The 24649-nt window shown below is 70.4% G+C and carries 22 protein-coding genes; 16 read left to right on the top strand and 6 right to left on the bottom strand.

Annotated elements, in window-relative coordinates; all coding sequences use genetic code 11:
- The first annotated feature begins 94 nt into the window (after positions 1-94).
- A complete protein-coding gene (locus AC3DE3_RS00290; RefSeq protein WP_260487436.1) occupies positions 95-1471 on the top strand; it encodes an RNA polymerase sigma factor in 1377 nt (458 codons plus the stop codon).
- Between the two features lie 97 nt (positions 1472-1568).
- Here AC3DE3_RS00290 and AC3DE3_RS00285 read toward each other — a convergent pair whose 3' ends face one another.
- Together AC3DE3_RS00285 and AC3DE3_RS00280 are read right to left on the bottom strand one after the other, a co-directional pair.
- Positions 1569-3407: a DEAD/DEAH box helicase gene (locus tag AC3DE3_RS00285; protein WP_260487435.1), complete on the bottom strand. Its 1839-nt coding sequence runs from the start codon at positions 3405-3407 to the stop codon at positions 1569-1571.
- Positions 3400-3645 carry a DUF3039 domain-containing protein gene (locus AC3DE3_RS00280; RefSeq protein ID WP_007628744.1) on the bottom strand — a complete coding sequence of 82 codons (246 nt, stop codon included), beginning with the start codon at positions 3643-3645 and terminating at the stop codon, positions 3400-3402. The genes AC3DE3_RS00285 and AC3DE3_RS00280 overlap by 8 nt, the downstream gene beginning before the upstream one ends.
- Positions 3646-3703: 58 nt before the next feature.
- Between AC3DE3_RS00280 and AC3DE3_RS00275 the strand changes: the two genes are divergently transcribed.
- From AC3DE3_RS00275 to AC3DE3_RS00260, 4 genes are all read left to right on the top strand, one after another.
- The gene (locus AC3DE3_RS00275; protein WP_488368606.1) at positions 3704-4231 is read left to right on the top strand and encodes a DUF3099 domain-containing protein; all 528 of its coding nucleotides are present in this window, start codon (positions 3704-3706) and stop codon (positions 4229-4231) included.
- On the top strand, positions 4228-5823 hold the full coding sequence (locus tag AC3DE3_RS00270) for a DUF7782 domain-containing protein (RefSeq protein WP_488368605.1): 1596 nt from the start codon (positions 4228-4230) through the stop codon (positions 5821-5823). The genes AC3DE3_RS00275 and AC3DE3_RS00270 overlap by 4 nt, the downstream gene beginning before the upstream one ends.
- On the top strand, positions 5820-6257 hold the full coding sequence (gene dtd, locus AC3DE3_RS00265; RefSeq protein ID WP_488368604.1) for a D-aminoacyl-tRNA deacylase: 438 nt from the start codon (positions 5820-5822) through the stop codon (positions 6255-6257). The genes AC3DE3_RS00270 and dtd overlap by 4 nt, the downstream gene beginning before the upstream one ends.
- Positions 6258-6419: 162 nt before the next feature.
- Entirely contained in the window at positions 6420-7388 is a 969-nt protein-coding gene (locus AC3DE3_RS00260; RefSeq protein ID WP_488368603.1) for a sigma-70 family RNA polymerase sigma factor, read from the top strand.
- Between the two features lie 161 nt (positions 7389-7549).
- Here AC3DE3_RS00260 and AC3DE3_RS00255 read toward each other — a convergent pair whose 3' ends face one another.
- Positions 7550-10288 carry a bifunctional acetate--CoA ligase family protein/GNAT family N-acetyltransferase gene (locus tag AC3DE3_RS00255; RefSeq protein WP_488368602.1) on the bottom strand — a complete coding sequence of 913 codons (2739 nt, stop codon included), beginning with the start codon at positions 10286-10288 and terminating at the stop codon, positions 7550-7552.
- A 71-nt stretch (positions 10289-10359) separates the two neighbouring features.
- On the bottom strand, positions 10360-11592 hold the full coding sequence (locus AC3DE3_RS00250) for an acetoin utilization protein AcuC (protein WP_488368601.1): 1233 nt from the start codon (positions 11590-11592) through the stop codon (positions 10360-10362).
- 229 nt (positions 11593-11821) lie between these two features.
- On the opposite strand from AC3DE3_RS00250, the gene AC3DE3_RS00245 reads away from it, so the two are divergent.
- Complete coding sequence (locus AC3DE3_RS00245) at positions 11822-12511, top strand: iron-dependent transcriptional repressor DtxR (protein ID WP_260487428.1); 690 nt, start codon at positions 11822-11824, stop codon at positions 12509-12511.
- On the top strand, positions 12508-13488 hold the full coding sequence (galE, locus tag AC3DE3_RS00240) for a UDP-glucose 4-epimerase GalE (protein WP_488368600.1): 981 nt from the start codon (positions 12508-12510) through the stop codon (positions 13486-13488). The genes AC3DE3_RS00245 and galE overlap by 4 nt, the downstream gene beginning before the upstream one ends.
- A gap of 12 nt (positions 13489-13500) precedes the next feature.
- On the opposite strand, the gene AC3DE3_RS00235 is transcribed toward galE, so the two are convergent.
- Positions 13501-14664 (bottom strand): DUF4192 domain-containing protein, encoded by a 1164-nt coding sequence (locus tag AC3DE3_RS00235; protein WP_488368599.1) that lies wholly within the window; start codon positions 14662-14664, stop codon positions 13501-13503.
- A gap of 296 nt (positions 14665-14960) precedes the next feature.
- Here AC3DE3_RS00235 and AC3DE3_RS00230 point away from each other — a divergent pair, with 296 nt between their 5' ends.
- The 7 genes from AC3DE3_RS00230 (at position 14961) to AC3DE3_RS00200 (ending at position 22193) form a co-directional block, all read left to right on the top strand.
- The gene (locus AC3DE3_RS00230; RefSeq protein ID WP_488368598.1) at positions 14961-15911 is read left to right on the top strand and encodes a proteasome assembly chaperone family protein; all 951 of its coding nucleotides are present in this window, start codon (positions 14961-14963) and stop codon (positions 15909-15911) included.
- 27 nt (positions 15912-15938) lie between these two features.
- Positions 15939-18485, top strand: a complete 2547-nt coding sequence (locus AC3DE3_RS00225; RefSeq protein WP_488368597.1) for a DEAD/DEAH box helicase — start codon at positions 15939-15941, stop codon at positions 18483-18485.
- An 85-nt stretch (positions 18486-18570) separates the two neighbouring features.
- On the top strand, positions 18571-19029 hold the full coding sequence (locus AC3DE3_RS00220) for a DUF3817 domain-containing protein (protein WP_488368596.1): 459 nt from the start codon (positions 18571-18573) through the stop codon (positions 19027-19029).
- Positions 19026-19646: a TetR/AcrR family transcriptional regulator gene (locus AC3DE3_RS00215; protein ID WP_260487422.1), complete on the top strand. Its 621-nt coding sequence runs from the start codon at positions 19026-19028 to the stop codon at positions 19644-19646. The genes AC3DE3_RS00220 and AC3DE3_RS00215 overlap by 4 nt, the downstream gene beginning before the upstream one ends.
- Before the next feature lie 51 nt (positions 19647-19697).
- Positions 19698-20513, top strand: a complete 816-nt coding sequence (locus tag AC3DE3_RS00210; RefSeq protein ID WP_260487421.1) for an NUDIX hydrolase — start codon at positions 19698-19700, stop codon at positions 20511-20513.
- 87 nt (positions 20514-20600) lie between these two features.
- The gene (locus AC3DE3_RS00205) at positions 20601-21590 is read left to right on the top strand and encodes a TY-Chap domain-containing protein (protein ID WP_260487420.1); all 990 of its coding nucleotides are present in this window, start codon (positions 20601-20603) and stop codon (positions 21588-21590) included.
- A gap of 66 nt (positions 21591-21656) precedes the next feature.
- Positions 21657-22193 (top strand): hypothetical protein, encoded by a 537-nt coding sequence (locus AC3DE3_RS00200; protein WP_260487419.1) that lies wholly within the window; start codon positions 21657-21659, stop codon positions 22191-22193.
- On the opposite strand, the gene AC3DE3_RS00195 is transcribed toward AC3DE3_RS00200, so the two are convergent.
- Positions 22190-22666, bottom strand: coding sequence for a YchJ family protein (locus AC3DE3_RS00195; RefSeq protein ID WP_488368595.1), 477 nt, complete (start codon positions 22664-22666; stop codon positions 22190-22192). The genes AC3DE3_RS00200 and AC3DE3_RS00195 overlap by 4 nt on opposite strands.
- Positions 22667-22780: 114 nt before the next feature.
- Here AC3DE3_RS00195 and AC3DE3_RS00190 point away from each other — a divergent pair, with 114 nt between their 5' ends.
- On the top strand, positions 22781-23029 hold the full coding sequence (locus tag AC3DE3_RS00190) for a hypothetical protein (protein WP_260487418.1): 249 nt from the start codon (positions 22781-22783) through the stop codon (positions 23027-23029).
- 52 nt (positions 23030-23081) lie between these two features.
- Positions 23082-24638, top strand: coding sequence for a fatty acyl-CoA synthetase (locus AC3DE3_RS00185; RefSeq protein ID WP_260487417.1), 1557 nt, complete (start codon positions 23082-23084; stop codon positions 24636-24638).
- Positions 24639-24649 lie beyond the last annotated feature (11 nt).

Here is a 24649-nt window from a genome sequence, read left to right as displayed (position 1 = left end):
GGGCCCGGTACCGCAAGGCGGACGGCTCGAGTGTCTGCACTAGGCGGCATCGATCCCCGATTCCCATCGAGTAACCGGTTGTGAAGGGGCGTTTGTGGCAGCCACGAAGACCACCAGTTCGGATTCCGCGGCGAGCGGCGATCCGTTGGGCACCGAGGTCACCGGCGAGGCCCCCGCCAAGAAGACCGCCGCGCGCAAGGCGCCCGCGAAGAAGACGGCGGCCAAGAAGACCGCCGCGAAGAAGGCCCCGGCCAAGAAGACGGCCGCGAAGAAGACCGCCGCCAAGAAGACGGCCGCGAAGAAGACCGCCTCCCCGTCGAAGCCCGAGGGCGTCGACGGTGACCAGGTCGACGAGGAGCCCACCGACGTCCCCGAGGTCGAGCCGGACACGGCCGAACTCGAGGACGTCGAGGTCGACGTCGAGGATGTCGAGGCCGACGAGGAGACCAAGGAGGAGCCCACCGCCAAGGACAAGGCGTCGGGCGACTTCGTCTGGGATGAGGACGAGTCGGAGGCCCTGCGCCAGGCGCGCAAGGACGCCGAGCTGACCGCCTCCGCGGACTCCGTCCGCGCGTACCTCAAGCAGATCGGCAAGGTCGCACTCCTCAACGCAGAGGAGGAGGTCGAGCTGGCCAAGCGCATCGAGGCCGGCCTGTACTCCACCTGGTTCCAGGCGCAGGTCACGGAGCGGGGCGAGAAGCTCACCACCGCGCAGCGTCGCGACTACAAGTGGATCGAGCGGGATGGCGTCCGCGCCAAGAACCACCTGCTCGAGGCTAACCTGCGACTCGTCGTCTCCCTCGCCAAGCGCTACACCGGACGCGGCATGGCGTTCCTGGATCTCATCCAGGAGGGCAACCTCGGTCTGATCCGCGCGGTCGAGAAGTTCGACTACACCAAGGGCTACAAGTTCTCGACGTACGCCACCTGGTGGATCCGGCAGGCCATCACCCGCGCCATGGCCGACCAGGCCCGCACCATCCGTATCCCGGTGCACATGGTCGAGGTCATCAACAAACTCGGGCGCATCCAGCGTGAGCTGCTCCAGGATCTGGGCCGCGAGCCCACCCCGGAGGAGCTCGCCAAGGAGATGGACATCACCCCGGAGAAGGTGCTGGAGATCCAGCAGTACGCCCGGGAGCCCATCTCGCTCGACCAGACCATCGGCGACGAGGGCGACTCGCAGCTCGGTGACTTCATCGAGGACTCCGAGGCCGTGGTCGCGGTGGACGCGGTGAGCTTCACGCTCCTGCAGGACCAGCTCCGCTCCGTCCTGGACACGCTGTCCGAGCGTGAGGCCGGCGTGGTCCGGCTGCGTTTCGGTCTCACCGACGGGCTGCCGCGCACGCTCGACGAGATCGGTCAGGTCTACGGCGTCACACGCGAGCGGATCCGGCAGATCGAGTCCAAGACGATGTCGAAGCTGCGCCACCCGTCGCGCTCCCAGGTGCTGCGCGACTACCTGGACTGACCCGGTATCAGAGGAATGGGCCCCCGCCGAGATCTCGGCGGGGGCCCATTCTCGTCATCGAGCGGTGGCCCGGATGCCCGGCGGGGCCGGCCGGCGGTCACCAGCTGCGCAGCAGGGTGATCCTCTCGCGGATCTGCTCCGCGGAGGCCATCGGGACGGGCGGGCCCCCGCACGAGTTACGGAGCTGCGTATGGATCGCCCCGTGGGACTTGCCGAGCCGGCCGGAGTACACCGACACCAGGGTGTTGAGCTGGCGCCGTAGGTCCTTGAGCTCGGCGGCGGAGGCGACCCGCTCGGCGGCGGCACCCGCGTGCGCGCCGGGGCCGGCGGCGTTACCCGGGATGGTCGCCCCGGACACCGCCGGGTCCGCTCCCACGACCGCGACGGATCCCGCCCCGGAGGCGGACTGGGCGGACGTGCGCTTGATCTGCTCCTTCTCACGCTGGCGCAGCAGGGCCTTGACGTCGTCGGCGCCCAACAAACCCGGGAGCCCGATGTAGTCGGCCTCCTCCTCGCTGCCGGCGAATGTGGCCGTGCCGTAGGACGACCCCTCGTACACGATCTGGTCGAGCTCGGCGTCCGCGCCGAGGGAGATGTAACCGCGGTCCTCTTCGTCCTCGGTGTTCTCGTCCTGCTGCTGGTTCGCCTGGGCGAGGAGCTGGTCCTCCAGCCCCTCCTCCCGATGGGGCTTGCCCAGGACGTGGTCACGCTGCGCCTCCATCTGCGAGGCCAGCTGGAGCAGCACGGGAACGGACGGGAGGAACACGGATGCGGTCTCCCCCGGTCGCCGCGAGCGGACGAACCGTCCGATCGCCTGCGCGAAGTAGAGAGGGGTAGATGCGCTGGTGGCGTAGACGCCGACACTCAGGCGCGGGACGTCGACGCCCTCGGACACCATCCGGACCGCGACCATCCACTCGTCGGTGGAGTCGGAGAAGGTGCCGATCCGGCTCGAGGCGGTGGGGTCGTCGGAGAGGACGACGGTCGGCGGGGTGCCGGTGATCTCGGTGAGCAGGGCCGCGTACTCACGTGCGCGCTCCTGGTCGGTGGCGATCACCAGACCGCCGGCGTCGGGTACACCACCGGCGCGGATCTGCCGGAGCCTGGTGTGCGCGGCCTGGAGCACCGCTGGCATCCAATCGCCGTGGGGGTCGAGGGCGACCCGCCAGGCGCGGGACATCTGGTCGGCACTGAGCGGCTCTCCCAGGCGGGCCGAGAACTCCTCGCCCGCGTTGCTACGCCATCTGGCCTCCCCCGAGTAGGCGAGGAACACCACCGGGCGGACCACGCCGTCGGCCAGCGCGTCGGCGTAGCCATAGGAATGGTCGGCCTTGGAGCGCTGGTGCCCCTGGCCGTCGGGCTCGTAGGTGACGAACGGGATCGGACTGTCGTCGGACCGGAACGGGGTGCCGGTCAGAGACAAGCGGCGTTCGGCGTCCTCGAACGCCTCACGGATCGCGTCGCCCCAGCTCTTGGCGTCACCACCGTGGTGGATCTCGTCGAGGATGACCAGGGTGCGTCGGGACGCGGTGCGCTCGCGATGCTTGAACGGGTGTGCGGCCACCTGCGCGTACGTCACGACCACGCCGTGATACTCGGGGGCGAGGGCGCCCGAGGTGTTGGAGTACTCGGGGTCCAGGGCGATCCCGGCGCGCGCGGCGGAGGCGGCCCACTGGTACTTGAGGTGCTCGGTGGGGGCGACCACGGTGATCGCGTCGACGGTCCGGTCGGCGAGCAGTTCGGAGGCCACCCGTAGTCCGAACGTCGTCTTGCCGGCACCCGGTGTCGCCACCGCGAGGAAGTCCTTCGGCCTCGCCATGAGGTACTTGCGCAGCGCGGTGCGCTGCCAGGCGCGCAGCGACGCACCCCCGGCCGGCGGGGCGGTCTGCTCTGCGGTCTGCTCGTCTGGGCCCGGGACCGCGCCGGGATCACTCACCAGGCTTCAGGGTCTCGTAGACGCGCTTGCACTCCGGGCACACCGGCGATCCGGGCTTCGCGGAGCGGGTGACCGGGAAGACCTCACCGCACAGGGCGATCACATAGGTACCCATGACCGCGCTCTCGGCGATCTTGCTCTTGTCCACATAGTGGAAGAACTTGGGTGCGTCGTCCTGCGTCTCCTCGGTCGTCGTGACCTCGGGACGTTCGAGTGTCTTCGTCCGGGTGGTGCTCACCCCCTCATGATGCCGCACCCCACGGTCGCGGCGCCAACGCCGGAGTACCTTGGGCCCCATGGCACCCGACTTCCGCCGTCAGCGATCCGGGGAACGGGACGACACGTCGAAGCCCGTTCTCATCACGGGCGCGCGGGAGTCGTACCACGACGAACTCGCGGCCCGGAAGAAGCGTTACTTCCTGCTGATGAGCATCCGGATCCCCGCTCTGTTCCTGGCGGCGGGATCCCTGGCCGTCTGGAACAACCCGTGGATCGCGTTGGCGATCGTGGGGGGGTCCATCCCGATCCCGTGGATCGCGGTCATCGGTGCCAATGACCGTCCTCCCCTGCCCAAGGGGCAGGCCCGCACGTACACAGCGGGGCGTCTCTCGTCGAACACCCCGTACGCGCTGCCCCCCGGCCTCACCGGGGTGGATTCGCCGTCCCCCCGCACCACCCACACCGACACCACCCACACCGACACCACCGACACCGGGACCGACCCGGCCACCCCTGCGGGCCACGGCTCCCCGTCCGACCCCGCCGCCCCCGCGGACCCCACCACCCCCACCAATCCCACCGACGAGAGCGATCCCCACCAGTGACCCCTGCGACCCCGACCCTCGCCGATCTGGCACCCACGTTGGCCGAGGCCTTCCGCCGGCACGACTACACGGTCGAGGGAGTGGAGCGGGAGTTGGGACCAGAGGCGGTCTCCGCCCTGGCCAGGTCGGATGCCGCGACGGTCCGCCGCCGCGCCCGCGACGCCGGTCCGGTCGGCGTGCTCCTCCGGTTGTTCGTCCTGGGCGATCCGCTCCCGCTCTCCGATGTCGCAGCGATCCTGCCCGGGGTCCCGGTGCGTGACGGCGTCCAGGCCGGATTGTGGACCGAGGCCGACGACGGCGCCTCGCTGCGGGCGGCGATCGACCTACGCCCTGTCGACACGGGTCACGGGACCCGCTGGGTGTTCGCGGACGTCGACGGGTCGATGGTCCACACCAGGACACGACCGGATCACGTGCTGGGGGTCGGGCAGGCGACGCTCTCACTGCTGCGGGTCACGCCCACGTCCCCCGCGGGGTCGGTCCTCGATCTGGGCACAGGGTGTGGGATCCAGATGGTCCACGCGTCGGAGACCGCCCGCTCGGTCACCGGGACGGACATCACACCGCGGTGCCTCGAACTCGCGGCCGCCACCCTGGCGATCAACGGCCGGCGTGCGGAACTCCTGCGCGGTCCGTGGTTCGAGCCCGTCGCGGGCCGCCGGTTCGACCGGATCGTGGCCAATCCCCCGTTCGTGGTGGGTCCGCCCGAGACCGGACACTCCTACCGGGAGTCGGGACTGAAGCTCGACGGTGCGAGCCGGACGGTCGTGTCGGGCGCGCCGGGCCATCTGGCCGACGGCGGCACCGCGGTCCTGCTGGCGTCCTGGGTGGAGCGGGAGGACGCCGACTGGCGGACGCACGTGGCGTCCTGGGTCCCGTCCGAGGGCGTCGACGCGTGGATCGTCCGGCGGGACGTCTCCGACCCCGGGCTCTACGTGTGGACCTGGCTCACCGACGAGGGCATGGACCCGCGCGACGAGGCCACCTCGCGGGCGGCGGACTCCTGGCTGGACCACTTCGCCGACGAGGGGGTGGCGGGGGTCGGGTTCGGCTACGTCTACCTGCGTCGGATCGAGGGGCCGTCCTCGGTGCTGTGCGAGGACCTCACGCACCCGTTCGGCGAGGGCCTCGGCGACGAGGCCGAGGCGTACTTCGCACGCGCCGCGTGGTTGCGGGAGGCGGCGGACCGACTCGGCGGGCAGGACCGTGCCCTGGACGCCACGGTGTTCACCGTGTCGCCGGATGTCCACGTGCACGCCTCCGAGTCCCTCGCGCCGACCGGGCCGGACGAGGCGGGTGACCCTGGCCCGTCGACCGTGGTGGTGGAGCGCGTCACCGGCGCCCGGTGGCGGCACGAGATCGACCCGCTCACCGCGGCCGTCCTACGAGGGGCGCGGACGGGCGCGCTGCCGCTGGAGGATCTGGTGGTGCTCGCCGCGGCGGGTGCCGGGGAGGATCCGGACGCCCTCGCCGCCCCCGTGCGGCGGGTGGTGGCCGATCTGTTCGTCCACGGGTTCGTCGTCCCCGTCGGGGTGCCCGGTCTCGTCGCTCCGGGGGTCGCCGCGGCCGTGCCCGGGGGTGCGGACGGATGAGGGCGGTGGTCTCACGGGTCACCGAGGCGTCGGTGACGGTGGACGGCGAGGTCGTGGGATCGCTGGCGCGCCCCGGGTTGTTGGTACTGGTCGGGGTGTCGAACGACGACGACGAGACCGACGTGGCCACGATGGTCCGCAAGATCTCGGAACTGCGGATCCTGCGGGAGGAACGCAGCGCTGCGGAGGTGGGCGCGCCCGTCCTGGTCGTCAGCCAGTTCACCCTCATGGGATCGACCGCCAAGGGCCGGCGCCCGTCGTGGTCTCGAGCGGCCCCCGGCGCGGTCGCCGAACCGATGGTGAACGCGGTCGTCCAAGGTCTGCGTGAGCGCGGACTCGAGGTGGCCACAGGTGTCTTCGGCGCGATGATGCGGGTCCATTCCGTCAACGACGGGCCGTTCACTCTCCTGGTGGAGACTCCCGGCTCGGGCTGACCCGGTTCACGCGACGGATCGTGACGGACATCATCGGCGCGGGAACATTCCCGGCACCCCCGCCGTTGTAGAGGTACGTGACCGTGACCCGGACACGCGCCTGATCCGTCCACCAGCAACCGAACGCCGACCTCGTCACCAGGTCAGGCAGGAGGAGGAGACATGACGTCAGCCACCACCCGATCGGACCGTCGGACGGAGGCGGAGCCGGACGGTCAGAGCCCGAGCGCTGACCTCGTCCGTGTCTACCTCAACGGGATCGGCAAGACGGCACTGCTCAACGCCGAGGACGAGGTGGAGCTGTCCAAGCGGATCGAGGCCGGTCTCTACGCCAAGCATGTGCTCGAGACCAAGAAGCGTCTCGGGCCGGTGCGCAAGGCCGACCTCAAGGTGATCGTCGCGGAGGGCGAGGCCGCCCGCGCCCACCTGCTCGAGGCCAACCTCCGTCTGGTCGTGTCGTTGGCCAAGCGCTACACGGGTCGCGGAATGCCGCTGCTGGATCTCATCCAGGAGGGCAATCTGGGCCTGATCCGTGCGATGGAGAAGTTCGACTACGCCAAGGGCTTCAAGTTCTCCACCTACGCCACCTGGTGGATCCGTCAGGCGATCACGCGGGGAATGGCCGATCAGTCCCGCACCATCCGTCTTCCCGTCCACCTCGTCGAGCAGGTCAACAAGCTCGCCCGGATCAAGCGCGAACTGCACCAGCAGCTCGGCCGCGAGGCCTCCCTCGACGAGCTGGCCGAGGAGTCGGGTATCCCCGCGCACAAGATCGAGGAGCTGCTGGACCACTCGCGTGACCCGGTGAGCCTCGACATGCCGGTCGGCGCGGACGAGGAGGCGCCACTCGGCGACTTCATCGAGGACGCCGAGGCCACCAGCGCCGAGAACACCGTGGTGACCAACGTGATGCACTCCGACGTGCGCGCTGTCCTGGCGACCCTCGAGGAGCGCGAGCAGCAGGTCATCACGTTGCGTTTCGGACTGGACGACGGTCAGCCTCGTACCCTCGACCAGATCGGGAAGCGTTTCGGCCTGTCCCGCGAGCGCGTCCGCCAGATCGAGCGCGAGGTGATGGCCAAGCTCCGCGAGGGCCGTCGCGCGGACAAGCTCCGCTCCTACGCCGTCTGACCGGAGAATCCAGGGCCCCGCCCCTCCCCGATCAGGCGGGGCCCTGTTCGTCTCCGCCCCGTGCATTTTCTCCGCCCCGTGCTCGTCACAGCCCCGTGCTCGTCACAGCCCCGTATCCGCCCCGACCGGAGCGGTCCCGGCGTGGGTGCGTCGGACGGTCGCTAGCGCAGTCGGCGGGGTCCCTCGTCGCCGCTGAACCTGGGCGGCGGACCCAGGCGGACGGTGGCGTAGAGCACTGCCAGCCCGTCCGGCGCGGCGAGGGCCGGGTCCACCGACAGCCGGCGCATCTCCGGGATGTCCTCGACCAGACACGAGACCCTCCCCATGAGCTCGACCAACGCGTTCCGGTCGACCGGCGCGTCGCCGGCGTACCCGTCGAGGATCGCCGCGGCACGGGGCCGGTCGAGCAGGGCCGCGGCCTCCCCCGGTGAGATCGGAAGGGTACTGAAGGCCCGATCGGCCAGCAGGTCCGACAACATCCCGGACAACCCGAACGAGATGAGCGAACCGAAGATCGGGTGGTCGGCGACCCGGATGGTGACGGCGACCCCCTTCGTCGCCATCTTCTGGACGTGGAGGGCACGCGAACCGGTGGTGGACTGGAGGAACGAGAAGGCGTGGCGTACCGCGGCGGAGTCGACCAGGTCGAGCCGCACACCGGACTGGTCGCTGCGGGTCCGCCATCGTTCGCTCATCGCCTTGACCGCCACGGGGTAGCCGAGCTCATCGGCCGCCATCACCGCCTGGTCTACATCGGTGACGACGCGGTAGTCGACGATGTCGATCCCGTAGCACTCCAACAGTGCGCGGACCTGGCCCTGGGTGAGCTCGAACGACTCGGTCCCGGCGTGAAGTTGGCACAGGGAGTTCACCAGCTCTCGCGCGCGAGCCCGGTCGATGTCCTCGTACTCGGCCGGTTCCTCCGCCGGTTTGTCGAGCCACTCGGCGTATCGGCGGGCCCGTACCAGCGCGGAGACGGCCCGTTCCGGATACGGATAGGACGGAATCGAACCCCGGGCGGCGACCCCGGACTCGTCGGTCACGGTCAGGCCCTCCGGCAGCCCCTCCCCGGCGAGGAACGTACTCACCACCGGCTTGGAGCTCTCGCCGGCCGCAGCGCGGATCGCCTCCGCGTACGCGTCGGGTTCCGTGGCGACCGGGGGGACGAACACCGTGAGAACGGAGTCCACCTCGTCGCGAGCGAGTGCGTCCGAGATCGCCCCACGGAACTCCTCCGGGGACGCACCGGCCCCCAGGTCCACCGAATGCGCCACGGTGAAGCCCTGTTGCCGCGCGGAGTCCGCACCGAGACGGCCGACCGCCGAGGAGTTGCCCACGATGCCCAGACGCCCGCCCGTCGGTAGCGGCTGGTAGGCCAGCAGTGTGGCGGTGTCGAACATGTCGGTGATGGAGTCCACCTGGATGAGGCCGGAGTCGCGGAACAATCCCCCGATGGCGTTCGCCGTCAGCCCCTCGACTCCCGACTCCAGGTCGTCGGCGGCGCGCCGGACCACCACGACCGGTTTGTTGCGGGCGACCCGCCGTGCGATCCGGGAGAACTTGCGGGCGTTACCGAAGCTCTCCAGGTAGAGCAACACGACCTCGGTGGCGGTGTCGGTGTCCCAGTACTGCAGCAGGTCGTTGCCGGAGACGTCGGCGCGGTTCCCGGCGGAGACGAACGTGGACAACCCGAGCCCGCGCCGAGCAGCCGCGGCGAGGATCGCGATGCCGAGCGCGCCCGACTGGCAGAAGAAGCCGGTGCGGCCGGGCCCCGGGACGACCTCGGCCAGGGTCGCGTTGAGCTGGACATCGGTGGAGGTGTTGATCACCCCGAGCGCGTTGGGGCCGACCACACGCATCCCGTGTGCCCGGGCCTCGCTGACCAGACGACGTTCCGAGACCACACCGGCGCTACCGACGTCCGAGAACCCCGCGGAGATGACGACGAGGGTCGAGACGCCCTTGGACAGGCAGTCGTCGAGGACCTCGGACATCGATGCCGCCGGGACCGCCACGACCGCGAGGTCCACCGGGTCCGGGATGTCCCGGACACTGGCATAGGCGCGCACGGACTGCACCGACCTGGCATCCGAATTGACGGGGTACACGGGTCCGGAGAACCCGTTGCCGATCAGATTGCGCAACACGGTGTGGCCGATCTTGCCCACCTGATCCGAGGCGCCGATCACCGCGACGGAACCGGGGTTGAGGACCCGCGCGAGACTCCGCGCCTCCGCCGCCGCCTCCCGGGAGTTCCGGACGTTCGTCAGGGCCTCGGTGGGGTCGATCGCGAACTCCAGATGGAGGGTGGAGCCGTCGAACGACCGGGAGATCTCGTACCCGGCCCGCCGGAACACCTGGATCATCGACCGGTTCTCCGAGAGCACCTCGGCCTCGAAGTGGTCGATCCCGCACTCGGCGGCCGCGCCGGCGAGATGCTCCAGGAAGATCGACCCCAGCCCACGCCCCTGGTGCTGGTCGGAGATCGTGAACGCCACCTCGGCGAAGGTCGAGTTCGGCAGCCGCTCGTAGATCGCCATCCCGATGACCTCCGCGCCGAGCTCGGCGACGAACGCCATCCGGTCGCGGTAGTCGACGTTCGTCATGCGCGCCAGTTCGCGATCGGACAGGACGTCGTGGGACCCGAAGTAGCGCAGGTAGCGGGTGCGCTCGGACAGGCTGCTGTGGAACTCGGAGATCTTCTCGGCATCGCTCGGCAGGATCGGCCGGACCCGCACGGCCCGACCGTCGGAACCGAGGACGTCCGCGGCCCAGTCGTGGGGATAACCCTCCGGGTACGCGTCGACCGAGGTGTCGGTCGAGGCGTGCTCGGGCGGCTCGACCGTCGCCGTATCACTGGTCACGCGGTCGCCGGGATCGCTCTCGCCGGGGTGCGCCATGGGGTCCTCCAGGAGCTGATGGGTCGGGGGGTGACGGGGTGAGCGGCGTCGCGGGGGCAGCGCCGTGGGGATCAGTCCCGGGGGTCGTCCGGATCGAGTCCCAGCAGGGGGTAGACCGACCGGCGGGTGTCGAGGATCGACTGGTCGAGCCGGGCGAGGGAGCGGTCCATCTCCACCCCGCGGTCCGATCCCGACGGCTCCCACGCGGTGTATGTCGGGTCCTCGCCGTCACCCATCACCTGGGGTACCCGGTCGGGGACGGTGAACCGGCCGGCCACGGAACGCCACGCCTCCGGGATCTCGGTCTCCGGGTCCACCGGGACCCCGAGCACGGCCGCGATGAGGTGTGTCCACGACCGCGGGACCACCCGGACCAACTCGTAACCGCCCCCACCGATGGCGATGAGGCGGCCCTCACAGAGCTCGTCGGCCAGTGCCACGACCTCCAGATAGGACCGCCGGTGCCCGTCGACGGTCAACGACAGGTCCGCGAGCGGGTCCTCGCGATGCGAGTCGCACCCGGCCTGCATGACGATGATCTGCGGTTCGAAGGCCCGCAGCACACCCGGGACCACGGCGTGGAACCCCCGCAGCCAGAGGTTGTCGGTGACAGCGGGCAGGAACGCCAGGTTGACGGCCGTGCCCTCGGCGCGGCCGACCCCCGTCTCCGATGCCCAGCCGGTTGACGGCCACAGCGTGGCGGGGTGTTGGTGCAGCGAGACCGTCAGCACCCGCGGGTCCTCGTAGAACGCGGTCTGGACACCGTCCCCGTGATGGACGTCGATGTCCACGTAGGCGATCCGGTCGTAGCCGTTGTCGAGCAGCCAGCTGATCGCCACCGCCGCGTCGTTGTAGACGCAGAACCCCGCCGCCGCGGCGGGCATGGCGTGGTGCATCCCGCCGGCCACGGAGACCGCCCGCGTGGCGGCACCACTGGCGATGGCACGGGCGGCCGCGAGGGTGCCCCCGGCCACCGCGGCGCTCGCCTCGTGCATGGCCGGGAAGGTCGGGTTGTCAGCGGTACCGAGCCCGTGGCTCATCCCGGCGTGCTCGCCGGGCGGCAGGTCCCCGGCGGCCTTGACGGCGTCGATGTAGCGGGAGGTGTGGACCCGGAGCAGCTCGTCGTCACTCGCGGTCCCGGGGTCCACCATCTCGACACCCTGGAGAACGCCGAGCTCGGTGGCCAGGGACATGGTCAGATCCAACCGACGCGGACTCATCGGGTGGTCGGCGGAGTGCCGGTATTCGAGCAATGACGGACTCCACACGACCTTCGCCGCGACGCCGTCCCCGATTCCGGCCATGACCACCGCCCTCCCGTGGGACCGGGGCGTTCCCGGCCCGAGCACCCCGAGCGATCAGTGGGGCACGTCACCCACGAATCTACGCGTGCCGCACCGCTCCGGCCCCTGATCGTCCGCTCTCCACCCCGGTCGGTGGCCCGACGGTAGTCTCGGTGTCAGAACTCGGACGGCGCCCCCGCCTGCCGGGAGACGGACACCGATCGACGACCCGACCGTGGAGGACTGCAGCGTGAAGGACCTGGTGGACACCACCGAGATGTACCTCCGCACCATTTACGAGCTGGAAGAGGAAGGCGTGATCCCGCTGCGGGCGAGGATCGCCGAGCGCCTCGAGCAGAGCGGACCGACCGTGAGCCAGACCGTCGCCCGCATGGAGCGCGACGGGCTGGTCCTCGTGGCCCCTGACAGGCATCTCCAGCTCACGGCCACGGGCCGGGACCTCGCGGTGGACGTCATGCGGAAGCACCGTCTCGCGGAGCGCCTCCTGGTCGACGTGATCGGGCTGGAGCTGGAGAAGGTCCACGCCGAGGCGTGCCGCTGGGAACACGTGATGAGCGATGACGTCGAACGGCGCCTCATCGAGGTGCTCGATGATCCCCGCACCTCCCCCTACGGCAACCCGATCCCCGGGCTGGAGCGGATCGGGTACCCCGCCTCGGCGCTCGACGATCCCAACCAGATCAGGCTCTCGGCACTGGAGAGCGATATCCCCCACCGGGTCCGCATCCGGGCGATCGGCGAGAACGTGCAGATCGACACCGAGCTGATCTCCGAGTTCCGGGCCGCCGGCGTCGAACCGCTCAAGACCGTCACCGCCACCCGCCGCGGGCATCTCGTCGAGCTCGACTCCGGCGGCGGCCGCACGGTCGAACTCGACGGCGATCACGCCCACGCGATCCAGGTCGAGATCATCTCGTGAAGCTCCTCGTCACCGGCGGGGCCGGTTATGTCGGCGGGGTCTGCGCCACCGTCCTGATCGAGCGTGGGCACGAGGTCGTGGTGCTCGACGACCTGTCCACGGGCAACCGGGACGGGATCCCGGAGGGCGCGACCTTCATCGAGGGGGACGTGGCGGCCCGTGCGCCGGAGGTCCTCGACTCCTCCTTCGACGGCGTCCTGCACTTCGCGGCTCGCTCCCTCGTCGGTGAGTCGGTCGACAAGCCCGAGGAGTACTGGCAGGGCAACGTCGTCACCTCCCTGGCGCTGCTCGACGCGATGCGGGCGGCCGGGGTGCACAACCTGGTCTTCTCCTCCACCGCGGCGACCTACGGCGAGCCCGAGCGGGTGCCCATCACCGAGGACATGCCCACGCGGCCGACCAACACCTACGGGGCCACCAAACTCGCGATAGACCACGCGATCACCTCGTATGCGACCGCGCACGGACTCGCCGCGACCAGCCTGCGCTACTTCAACGTCGCCGGGGCGTACCACGGCGCCGGCGAGAACCGGGTGGTGGAGACCCATCTCATCCCCCTGGTGCTCCAGGTGGCCCTCGGTCATCGCACCGACATCAAGGTCTTCGGTGACGACTGGCCCACCCGCGACGGCACCTGCATCCGCGACTACATCCACGTCGCCGATCTGGCCGACGCCCACCTGCTCGCCCTCGAGACGAACTCGCCCGGCACTCACCGTGTGCTCAACCTGGGTAGCGGTGAGGGATTCTCCGTCCGCGAGGTCATCGACGTGTGCCGGGAGGTCACCGGTCACCCCATCCCGGAGGTCGTCGCCCCGCGCCGGGCCGGCGACCCGGCGGTGCTCGTGGCCTCCAGCGCGCGAGCGATCGCCGAGCTCGGGTGGCACCCCACCCGCACGGACCTGCGCACTGTGGTGGAGGACGCCTGGGCGTACACCGGGGCACTCGGCGACCGCGCCCACTCGGCACCGCACTGACCCGGGTGCGGTTCAGGCCGCCGCGGCCACCCGCCTGAGCCGCTCCGGGGACAGCCCGGCGTGCAGACTGTCGATCAGGAGGCGGGCGAGGGAGTTGCCCCGGTCCGCGTCCAGGGCTGCGGACAGCGCCGACCAGGCGTGCACCCCGCTGCCCGCGAAGTAGGCCGCGGCTCCGAGCAACAGGAGGGCCACCGAGCGTTCGCGACCGGGCCTCCGGCGCGCGACCGCCCACCACAGCAGCCTCCGACCGTCGACGTCGCCCAGGCCCCGCACGGCCACCCGTCGGTAGATCTCGTCACGAACCGCGATCACCAGCAGGTCCCGCCCGATCCCGGCGAGTTCGTCGTCGTCGATCTCCTCCCCCATCTCCCACCGGCGCGCGGCGTCGTCGTGGCGTTCCACCGCCTCGGCCACCGCACGGTCCCCGTACTTCCGGGGCGGCCCCGGTTCGTGGGGATCCAGATCGCACGCGTCCGGGTCGCGCGCGAGGTACATCCGGTCGATCTCGTCCCGCGAGTCCGCCCGGACCCGCCCGCCGTACGCGTGGACCGCCGCTATCTGGGTCGAGTCGGGGTCCAGCTGGACGCCGCGCACCATCCCGAACAGGTCGACCCACGGCGCGCCCTCGACGAACTCGCCGACTCCGTACGCCGCTGCGACCTCGGTGCCGACGACACCCAGCCAGTACTCGAACGCCGCCGCCACGTCCTCCGCCCGCAGACCCGCGAGGTGGTCGTCCGCGCAGTCCTCGTGCACCACCACCAGATGCACCGAGGCGATCCCCTCCCTGGCGCAGAACTGCGCCAGCCCGCGCGCGGGTCCCGGGTCGATCGACGGACGGGAACGCCCCCCGGCCGGGTCACCCGGGACCGGGTCGGGGGCCCCGGCGAGATCGCCGTCGTCACCATCGATCAGTTCGGCGCCGTCGTCACCGTCGACCAGTTCGGCGTCGTCCGGATCACCCCGACCGGCACCCGGCAGCCCGTCGACGTCCATCCGCACCACCGGCCCCTGGCCGCCGTCGGCAGTCTCCCCGCAGAGCACCACCACCGAGCCCGGGCCCGGGGGGAAGCCGAGCATCGCCGGTAGCGAGGCGATCAGCTCCTCGGGAGAGGAGATCACCACCGTCCCGCGTCCGCTCGCCCCGTCATCATCGATCAACTCGCCAGCCGTCATCGTCGCCATCCGTCTCTTTTCTCGCGCGCCCTGGAGCCCCGCGCCGGGGCCAGGTCCGCAGGTGCCGTGCACCGGTCCCACCATCGGGTATGCCGACGGGCGCCGGGAGCCTGCGGACGCCCACACCCGGGCCCGCTGTGGAGGCGCGCGGGCCTGTGGGAAACGGGGCGTGCCCCCCGCCGGGGAATCAACCCGGCTGCACCGTCGTTGTCACAGTTGTGAACCCCCGTCCCGGACGGACGACCGGGCGACCCCGTACTCCCGACGGACGGGGTGTGGTGACGAGAGGAGTCGACATGGCCAGGCACAGCGATCTGTACCGAATGATCGAACCCGTTCCCGACCTGCGTTCGGAGGACGGTCGCGGACCGGTCCTCGTGCACGGCCTCGAGGGGTTCTCGGACGCCGGTCAGGCGATCCAGGGCTTCTCCGAACACCTCCGCGACACCCTCGACTCGCAGCTGATCGTCGAGTTCGACGTGGACGAACTGGTGGACTACCGGTCACGCCGCCCCCACCTGAAGTACTCGTTCGACCGCTTCTCCGAGTACGACCAACCGACGATCCAGCTGCACGCCGTCAAGGCCACCGACGGCACGTCCTTCCTCCTCCTCTCGGGCCTCGAGCCCGACCTGAAGTGGGACGGGTTCACCAACTCCGTCATCGACCTGGCCGCCACCTTCGGCGTCCGCATGTCCATCGGGCTCGGGGCCATGCCGCTGGGCGTGCCGCACACCCGACCCACCAACTCGAGCGCGCACGCGAGCGACGTGGATCTCATCCAGGGGTTCACCGCCTGGCCCGGTGAGTTCTCCGTCCCCGGCAACGTGACGTCCCTGCTCGAACTGCGGATGGCCGAGCACGGGATCCCGTCCGCCGGTTTCACCGTGCACGTCCCCCAGTACCTGTCGCAGACCGCGTACCCCGCTGCGGTGCTCAATCTGGTCGACAACGTCTCGCGGCTCGCGGACCTCGAGTTGCCCACAGCCGGGCTGGAGAAGGCCGCAGACGAGTTCACCGCGCAGGTCAACGCACAGATCCAGAACAGTCCTGAGGTGCTCACCGCGGTCGAGCTCATGGAGAAGCAGTACGACGAGTTCATGGAGACGCGCCTGGGGTCCGACTCCCTCAACCCGGGCGGCAAGCCGCTGCCCTCCGGCGACGAGATCGGTGCGGAGTTCGAACGGTTCCTGGCCCAGCAGGCCGAGGACGACGGGTCGGGCCGCGGGCCGGAGATGAACGGCTGACCGACACGGACGACTAGGCTCGGACCGGTGCATCTGCCCCATCTCCTCGCCGACCTCGACGACGTACCCGCCGATCTTCACGACGAGGCGGTGTTCGACGCATTCGTGGCGTGGGCCGCGGACCGGGGACTGACGCCGTACCCGGCGCAGGAGGAGGCCGTCCTCGAGATCGCCGCCGGCAGCCATGTCATCCTGGCCACCCCCACCGGATCGGGTAAATCCCTCGTCGCTCTGGGTGCCCACTTCTCCGCCATGGCGCGCGGCGTCCGCAGCTACTACACCGCCCCCATCAAGGCCCTCGTCAGCGAGAAGTTCTTCGCCCTGTGCGAGGTGTTCGGCGCCGAGAACGTGGGCATGGTCACCGGCGACGCCGCGGTGAACGCCGACGCTCCCATCGTGTGCGCCACGGCCGAGATCGTCGCCAACATCGCGCTGCGCGAGGGCTCGGCCGCCAGCATCGGGCAGGTGGTGATGGACGAGTTCCACTACTACTCCGAACCGGACCGGGGCTGGGCCTGGCAGGTGCCGCTCATCGAGCTGCCCGACACGCAGTTCCTGCTCATGTCCGCGACCCTCGGCGACGTCGACTGGTTGCGCGACGATCTACGGCGCCGCACGGGCCGGGAATGCGTGCACATCGGCGGAACCGAACGTCCCGTCCCGCTCTCGTTCGAGTACGAGCTCAGTGGTGTCCACGAGACCGTCGAACTGCTGATCCGCGACGGCAAGGCTCCCGTCTACATCGTCCACTTCACCCAGGCCGCCGCGCTCGAGCAGGCACAAGCACTGACCTCGCTCTCGGTGGCGACCAGAGAACGCAAGGCCGCCGTCTCCGAGGAGATCGGCGGTTTCCGGTTCAGCACCGCCTTCGGGCGCACCCTGCGCAAACTCCTGCTCCACGGGATCGGCGTCCACCACGCGGGGATGCTCCCCAAGTACCGGCGACTGGTGGAGCGGTTGGCGCAGGACGGACTGCTCACGGTCATCTGCGGCACGGACACGCTCGGGGTGGGGATCAACGTGCCCATCCGTACCGTGCTGTTCACCGGCCTGACCAAGTTCGACGGCCGCCGGCAGCGTGTCCTCAAGGCCCGCGAGTTCCACCAGATCGCGGGGCGTGCGGGTCGAGCGGGCTTCGACACCGAGGGATTCGTGGTGGTGCTCGCCCCCGAGCACGAGATCGAGAACGCCAAGGCCGCGGCGAAGGCCGCCGCCAACCCCAAGAAGAAGGCCAAGGCCGGCAAGAAGAAGCCCCCCGAGGGGTTCGTCAACTGGTCCCGGTCCACCTTCGACAAACTCGTCGGCGCCCAGCCCGAGCAGCTCACCAGCCGCTTCGAGGTGAGCAACTCGATGTTGCTCAACATCATCTCCCGTCCCGGCAGTTGCTACGAGCACATGCGACACCTGCTGCTGTCCTCTCACGAGACCCGCGCTCGCATCCGCCAACACGTGCTGCGCGCGATCGAGTTGTTCCGGGGGCTGGAGGCCGCCGGGATCGTGGAACGGGTAGCCGAACCCGACGACGACGGGCGACACGTCCGACTGACGGTCGATCTCCAGCGGGACTTCGCCCTGAACCAACCGCTGGCACCGTTCGCGATCGCCGCGATGGAGGTGCTCGACCCGGAATCCCCGACCCCCGAGCTGGATCTGGTCTCGGTGATCGAATCCGTTCTCGACGATCCCCGGCCGGTCCTGTACGCCCAGCAGCGTCAGGCCCGCGGCGAGGCGATCGGGGCGCTCAAGGCCGATGGGGTCGAGTACTCCGAGCGCATGGAGATGGTCGAGGACATCTCCTGGCCCAAGCCGCTCGGTGACCTCATCGCCGATGCCTATGACGCCTACCGCACGGGACACCCGTGGGTCGCAGGGATCGAGCCGTCACCGAAGTCGGTCATCCGCGAGATGGTCGAACGCGGCATGACGTTCTCGGACCTCGTCTCGGCCTACGGACTCGGCCGCTCCGAGGGCTCGGTTCTGCGATACCTCACCGACGCCTACCGCGCACTGCGCCAGACGGTGCCCGCCGACCGGCGATCGGAGGAGTTCGAGGACCTCGTGGAGTGGCTCGGTGAACTGGTCCGGCAGGTGGACTCGAGCCTGCTCGACGAGTGGGAGCTGCTCACCGACCCGGATGTCTCCTCCGCCCAGGTGGCCGAGCTGGCGTTCGGCGAATCCGCGGGGTCCACCCGGCCCGTCACCGCCAACAGGCGGGCGTTCCGGGTGATGGTGCGAAACGCGATGTTCCGACGCGTCGAACTGCTCTCCCGCGACGACATCGAGCGGCTCGCGGAACTGGACACCGACGTGCCGGAGCATCCCGACTGGGACTCGGAGATCGACGCCTACTGGGACGAGTACGACGCCATCGGCACCGGTCCGGCCGCCCGTGGGCCGGCCCTGTTCACCATCACGGAATCGGGCCCCGGTGTCGAGACCGGCACATGGCGGGTCCGTCAGGTGCTCGACGACCCGGAGGGCGACCACGGCTGGGCCATCGAGGGCGTGGTGGACCTGGCCGCCTGTGACGAGGCGGGCGAGGTGCGTTTCGCCTCCCTCGCCCTCCACGGGTGAACCCGCCCACGCCCTGGAACCGGCTCTCGGGGCCCGGGTCCGTACGATGTCCGACGGACCCGGACCCGACCGATGGAGGACAGCTGTGACCCCCCGCATCCTGTACAAGAGGCTCGCGTTGGCGGAGGTGGTCACCTGGACGCTCCTGATCCTCGGCATGATCGGCAAGTACGCCTTCGGGTTCGACTGGGCCACCATGGTCGGCGGCAGCGTCCACGGGTTCGTGTTCCTCTGCTACGCCGTCGCCACCGTCGCGGTGTGGACCGACAAGCGGTGGGGCGCCGGAACCGGGGTCCTCGGTCTGGCGTCGGCCGTGATCCCCTATGCGACCGTCCCGTTCGAACGGTCGGTGGAACGCCGCGGGTTGCTCGACGGGCCGTGGCGCGTCGGTCCGGACGGTGACACCCCGCGGACCCTCCCCGAGCGGGTCCTGGCCTTCGCTCTCCGCTCCCCCGCCGTGGCGCTGCTGGTGACGCTCGTGGTGGTGGCGATCGTGTTCTCCCTCCTGCTGCTGGCGGGGCCGCCGACCGAGTGGTTCTCGTGACCCCCACCCGCGAACCCGGCCGGCGAGAGCTGAACAAGGCCGACAAGCAGCGTCGCATCCATGCGGCCGCCCGGGACCTGTTCTCCCGACGCGGGTACTCCTCGGTCACCACCCAGGAGGTCGCCGACCGTGCCGAGGTCGGGACGGGGACGCTGTTCCGATATGCGCAGTCCAAGGGCGAACTGTTGTGCATGGTCGCCAACGAGGAGTTCCGCGCGATGGTGGAGACCGTCCCCGACACCGGCGATCCGGTCGATGATCTCGTGACGCTGTGCGAGCCCCTCCTGGTGGCGCTCGACAGGCAGCCGGAGAATATCGCGGCCTATCACCGCGAGACGCTTTTCGGGGAGCCCGGTCCGCACCGCGCGGAAGCGCAACGCATCCTCGAGGAGCTGCGCGACCTCATCGCGGCCGTCCTCGCCGGCCATTCGGCCTCCTCCGCGACCCAGGACAGCCTCGCCGGTCCCGCCCAGACCGTGTTCGACGTGCTCTACATGACGATCGTGCGGTGCGGGGTCGAGCGGACCTCCGCCGACAACAGCCGCGAGGAACTCATGGGGCAGGTCCGCCACGTGCTCTACGGTGTCCTGCCCCCGGCCGCGCGCGGTTCCGTCTGACGTACCCACCCCGGTGCCGGGCCCGCCACCCCGTCGCGCGAGACTGGCACCATGACCGAGGTTGACCAGACCACCGCCCTCCCGATCAAGGACGCCTCCACCGTGATGGTGATCCGCGACTCCGCCGACGGCCCGGAGGTGTTCGCCGCCCGCCGCGTCAAGGGCATGGCGTTCGCCGGCGGGATGACCGTGTTCCCCGGCGGAGGGGTCGACGCCGCCGACGACGACCCGGACCTCGCGTGGACCGGTCCCGCCCCCACGTGGTGGGCCGAACGACTCGGATGTGACGAACCGCGGGCCCGCCGATTGGTCTGTGCCGCCGCCCGCGAGACATTCGAGGAGTGCGGTGTCCTGCTCGCGGATCACCTCGACGGATCCGCGGTCTCCGATGCCGGGAAGTATCACTCCGCCCGGGCCGAGCTCGAGGCCCATGAGCTGTCGTTCAGTGGCTTCCTGGAGCGGGAGGACCTCTCGCTGGCCGCCGGTCGACTCCGCCCGTTCGACCACTGGATCACCCCTGTGATCGAGAAGCGCCGCTACGACACCCGGTTCTTCCTCGCGGCCCTGCCTGCCGGCCAGGAGCCGGACGACCAGACCACCGAGGTCGACCTGACCATGTGGGCCCGCCCGGTCGACCTGCTCGAGGACTTCCGCAGGGGTCACTCGATGCTGCTGCCGCCCACGTGGACCCAGCTGCGTCACCTCGCCGAGTTCGCCGACGTCGCCTCCGCTCTGGCCGCGGAGCGGACGATCGAGCCGATCCAGCCCGAGATCATCGAGCACAGCGGCGGCATCAGGGTCGGGTTCGACGGCTCCGACGAGTACTGGGCCGACTATCAGGCAGGACACCCGCCGGCCGGGAACTGAACCGCCGGCCCCGGGAGGCCCACGCCCGCGGGCCGGACACCGGCGAACCGCTGACGGAGATGGCGGCTCGGTGGTTGACTGCCATGCATGCCGGCATTCGAGTTCGACCTGGACGCGTCGATCGCGGCCGGGTGGGATCGGTTCGCGTCCCACCTGGCCGACCTCCTGCGTGACCTGGTCCCCGGCGCCACCTTCGATCTGGCGGTACCCGTCCTCGGCGCGCCCTCGGCCCACACGCCGTACATCCGGTTCACCGCCGGTGACGGTGGACGGGTCGTCGCGGAGGTCTCCGGAGGCGGCACCGAGGACGTCCCCACCCCGTTGCGCCCCGCGCAGTTGGCGCAGCTGGCCGCACTCGGATGGCAGGCGACTGACACCGAGACGTCATCCGATCCGCCCTCCGGCCCCCGTGTCTCCCTGCCGACCGACCGGGCCCGCGAGCTGTCCCACCTGGTTGCGGGAACCCTGGAGCAGGTGTTCGGGATACGGCACCCGGTGTTCCTGCACGATGTGACCGACGCCGACACCGACACCGACGAGGACGACGTCGGCGACACCGGACCGGTGGAGCCCGGGGGTTCGGGAGGGGGCATCACCGGCCCCGGGGGGCCGCTGGTCGACGAGGACGACTTCCGTCCGCAGCCGATCACCGACCCGGACCAGGCGACCCGCGCGGTGGGAGCGGCCCTCACCGAGGTCTACCGACGACGGTTCCGGCCCGACGAGCACGACGTGTTCACCGTCCCCGCCGGCTGTGTCCTGCTCTTCGTCCGTGCCCACCGGTCACTGCCGCTCATCGTGTTCCGGAGCCCGCTGCTGTCGGCGGTGGAGGACGTGGCCGCCGCGGAGACCGAGGTCGCGATCCTCAATCGCGACTCCCTGTGGTGCCGGTACGTGTTCGACGGCAAGTCGATCACCGCCGAATCGGAGTTCGTCGACCGGGTCTTCGTCCCGGTCAACTTCAAGATCCAGTTGGCCGAGATCTCCGCGGAACTCGACGACGTCTACCCGGACCTGGCCCGCCGGGTCGCTGGAAAACACTGGCGGGACCTGCGAGCCTCCGACGACTCCGACTAGGACGAGACGTAGGATCAGGCACTGCCGGGACGGGCCCGGTGCACGATCCCGCCACAGGAGCGCCTTATGCGTCGCGCCGCCCTCGCCGCCGTGGTCACGGCCGCGACCGTGTTGACCAGTGCCTGCTCTCCGTCGCTTCTGGGCGACGACGACCGCGGTGTCCCCGTTCCCACCGCCGAACCCACCGGACCCCTGCCCTCCTCCCAGCAGTTCGACCGTCCGTTCCCCGTCTCCGGCGACCTGTGGGACGCCACCGTCACCGTGTCGAACCTCCGGATCGTGCCGTCCTCCGCCTACTCGGACGCGGTGCTGGTGGTGGACGTCCGCGCCGTGCAGTCCTCCGGCCAGCCCCAGTTGGGACCCGCAGACTTCTCCGCGTTCGATCCCTCGGGGCGGCCCTTCGAGCGGATCGAGAACCCCGCCGGTACCGTCGACGACCCGTTGGTCCCGTCGGTGTTGTCGACACCCGGGGAGGAGATCCGGGGAATGGTGGCCTGGACGGTGCCGCGCGGTGTCCGGATCGGCCGGATCGACCTCACCACCCCGGGCACGATCGGTTCGTTCATCGTGACCCGTCAGCCGGACGACCCGACCCGGTCCTAGACGCTTTGGCCCTGCCCACCTCGGCCCTGTCCACCCCGGCTCTGTCCACTCCGGCCCGGGCCACTCGGCTCGCCGCCGCCGGCGGGATCCGACTCGCCCGCGGGGTCCGATCCCGTCAGGTAGGTCCAGCGCCCGCCCCTGCGCTCGAACAGCGACCGCTCCCGCATCACGTTCGGCCCCTCGGCGCTCGTGTACCGGGCCTCGAACCCGACCACCCCGTCGTCGTCGTCCTCACCCCCGGCGACCACGTCGACGACGGTGAGTCCGGTCCACTCCACCCCCGATGCCTCGACCGTCTGTGGCCTGGTCCGCGGATGCCAGGTGCGCCAGAGATGGTCGGTGCGGCCCAGCACGAACGCCGTGTACCGCGACCGCATCAGCTCCTCAGCGGTCCGCGCGGGCACCCCGTCCTCCACGAGCGGGCCGCAGCACGTTCCGAATCCGTCCCCGCTGCCGCACGGACATGCACTCATCTGTCGACTCCGTCCCCTGGCGATCCGATCAGGTTACCGACACCGCACTGCCCGACCATCGGCCACCGCGCCGCTACCCCCGACCACCGCGACAGGACTATCCTCGCTGGTGACATGACTGGTTTCGCTTCCCTGCGCTCACTCGCGCGCCGCCGTGCCGACCCGGATCTGGCGCCACTTCGCGTACGTTCCTGCCGCGACCTGTGCAACTGGAACGAGACCCCGGTCGAACGCCGCGGCGAGCCACTGTTCGCCTGCCGCGGATGTGGATCGCAATGGGTCCCGAGCGAGCCCTGGACCCCGCGCGAGGCCACCGGCGACATCCCCCCGGCCGTGCTGGACCTGCTCCGGTCGAACGACTGACCGGGACCGGCCACCCGCAGGCCGGCGCCACCGGCCGCTATAGAGTCGGACCATGACCACGCCCCCTCCGCACTCCCTCTCATCCGCCACCGCCGGGACCGTCGACGCCGTACTGCGACGCTCCGCATCCCGGTTCCCCGACCGGGTCGCCCTGACCTTCGCCGACCGGCGGTGGACCTACGCCGAACTCGACGCCGCCGTCGACCGCGTCGCCACGCTGCTCGCCGACCGCGGACTGGCCGACGGCGCACGGATCGCCGCCTACGGCGTCAACTCGGACGCCTACCTCATCGGCTTCATGGCGACCTCCCGTGCGGGGTACACCCACGTTCCCGTGAACTACGCGTTGACCGGTGGGGAACTCGAGTATCTGCTCAGCGATTCCGGGGCGTCACTCGTCCTGGTCGACCCTGCGCAGGCGCGGACCCTCGACGCCGTGGCCCGGACCCTGCCGTCGCTGCAGACCCTCGCGCTGCAACCCGCCGCCGGTGACCCCGCCGACGGGACCCTGCTGGGCGCGGCGCTCGACCGGGGCGACGTCGCGCCCGTCGACTCGCCCGCGTCGGGCAGCGACCTGGCCCAGCTGCTGTACACCTCGGGCACGACCTCCCGACCCAAGGGCGCCATGATGACGCATTCGGCCCTCGCGCACGAGTACGTCAGCTGCATCCTCGCGCTCGATCTCACCGCCGACGACGCGCCGCTCGTGACCATGCCGCTCTACCATTCCGCCGCCATGCACGTGTTCGCGATGCCCTACCTCTCGCTGGGCGCGACCGTGCACCTCATGGCCGCCCCGGACATCCCCGAGATCCTCCGTCGGGTCGAACAGGACCGGATCGGGTCGCTCTTCCTCGCCCCGACGGTATGGGTCCCACTCGCGTCCCACCCCGACCTGGACACCCGCGACCTGTCGAGCCTGCGCAAGGCCCAGTACGGCGCCTCGATCATGCCGGTCACCGTCCTGCAGAGGCTGCGCGAGAAGTACCCCGATCTCGGTTTCTACAACTGCTTCGGGCAGTCCGAGATCGGGCCGCTCGCGTGTGTCCTGCGGCCCGAGGAGCACGATGCCCGCCCGGCGAGCGCCGGGCGCCCCGTCTTCTTCGTCGAGGCCCGCGTCGTGGACGAGACCGGCGCCGAGGTCGCCGCCGGCGAGCAGGGTGAGGTCGTCTACCGCTCCCCGCAGCTGTGCCGGGGGTACTGGAACAAGCCCGAGGCCACCCGGGAGGCGTTCCGTGACGGTTGGTTCCACTCCGGGGACCTCGTGGTCCGGGACCCCGAGGGATTCGTCGAGGTGGTCGACCGCATCAAGGACGTCATCAACACCGGGGGCGTCCTCGTGGCCTCCCGTGAGGTGGAGGACGCGGTGTACCGGGACGAGCGGGTCGCCGAGGTCGCGGTGATCGGCACCCCGGATCCCAAGTGGATCGAGGCGGTGACGGCGGTCGTCGTCCTCAAGGAGGGGGCCCACGTGACCGAGGACGAGATCATCGCGGGTACTCGCGAGCATCTCGCGCCGTTCAAGATCCCCAAGCGGGTGGTGTTCGTCGACGAACTGCCCCGCAACCAGTCCGGCAAACTCCTCAAGCGGGAGTTGCGGCAGGGCTGAGACACTGCTCG

Source organism: Dietzia sp. IBK-p2-16D, assembly GCF_057773085.1.
The sequence above is the reverse complement of the archived record's forward strand: the minus strand, read 5'-3'. Positions and strand labels throughout refer to the sequence as shown.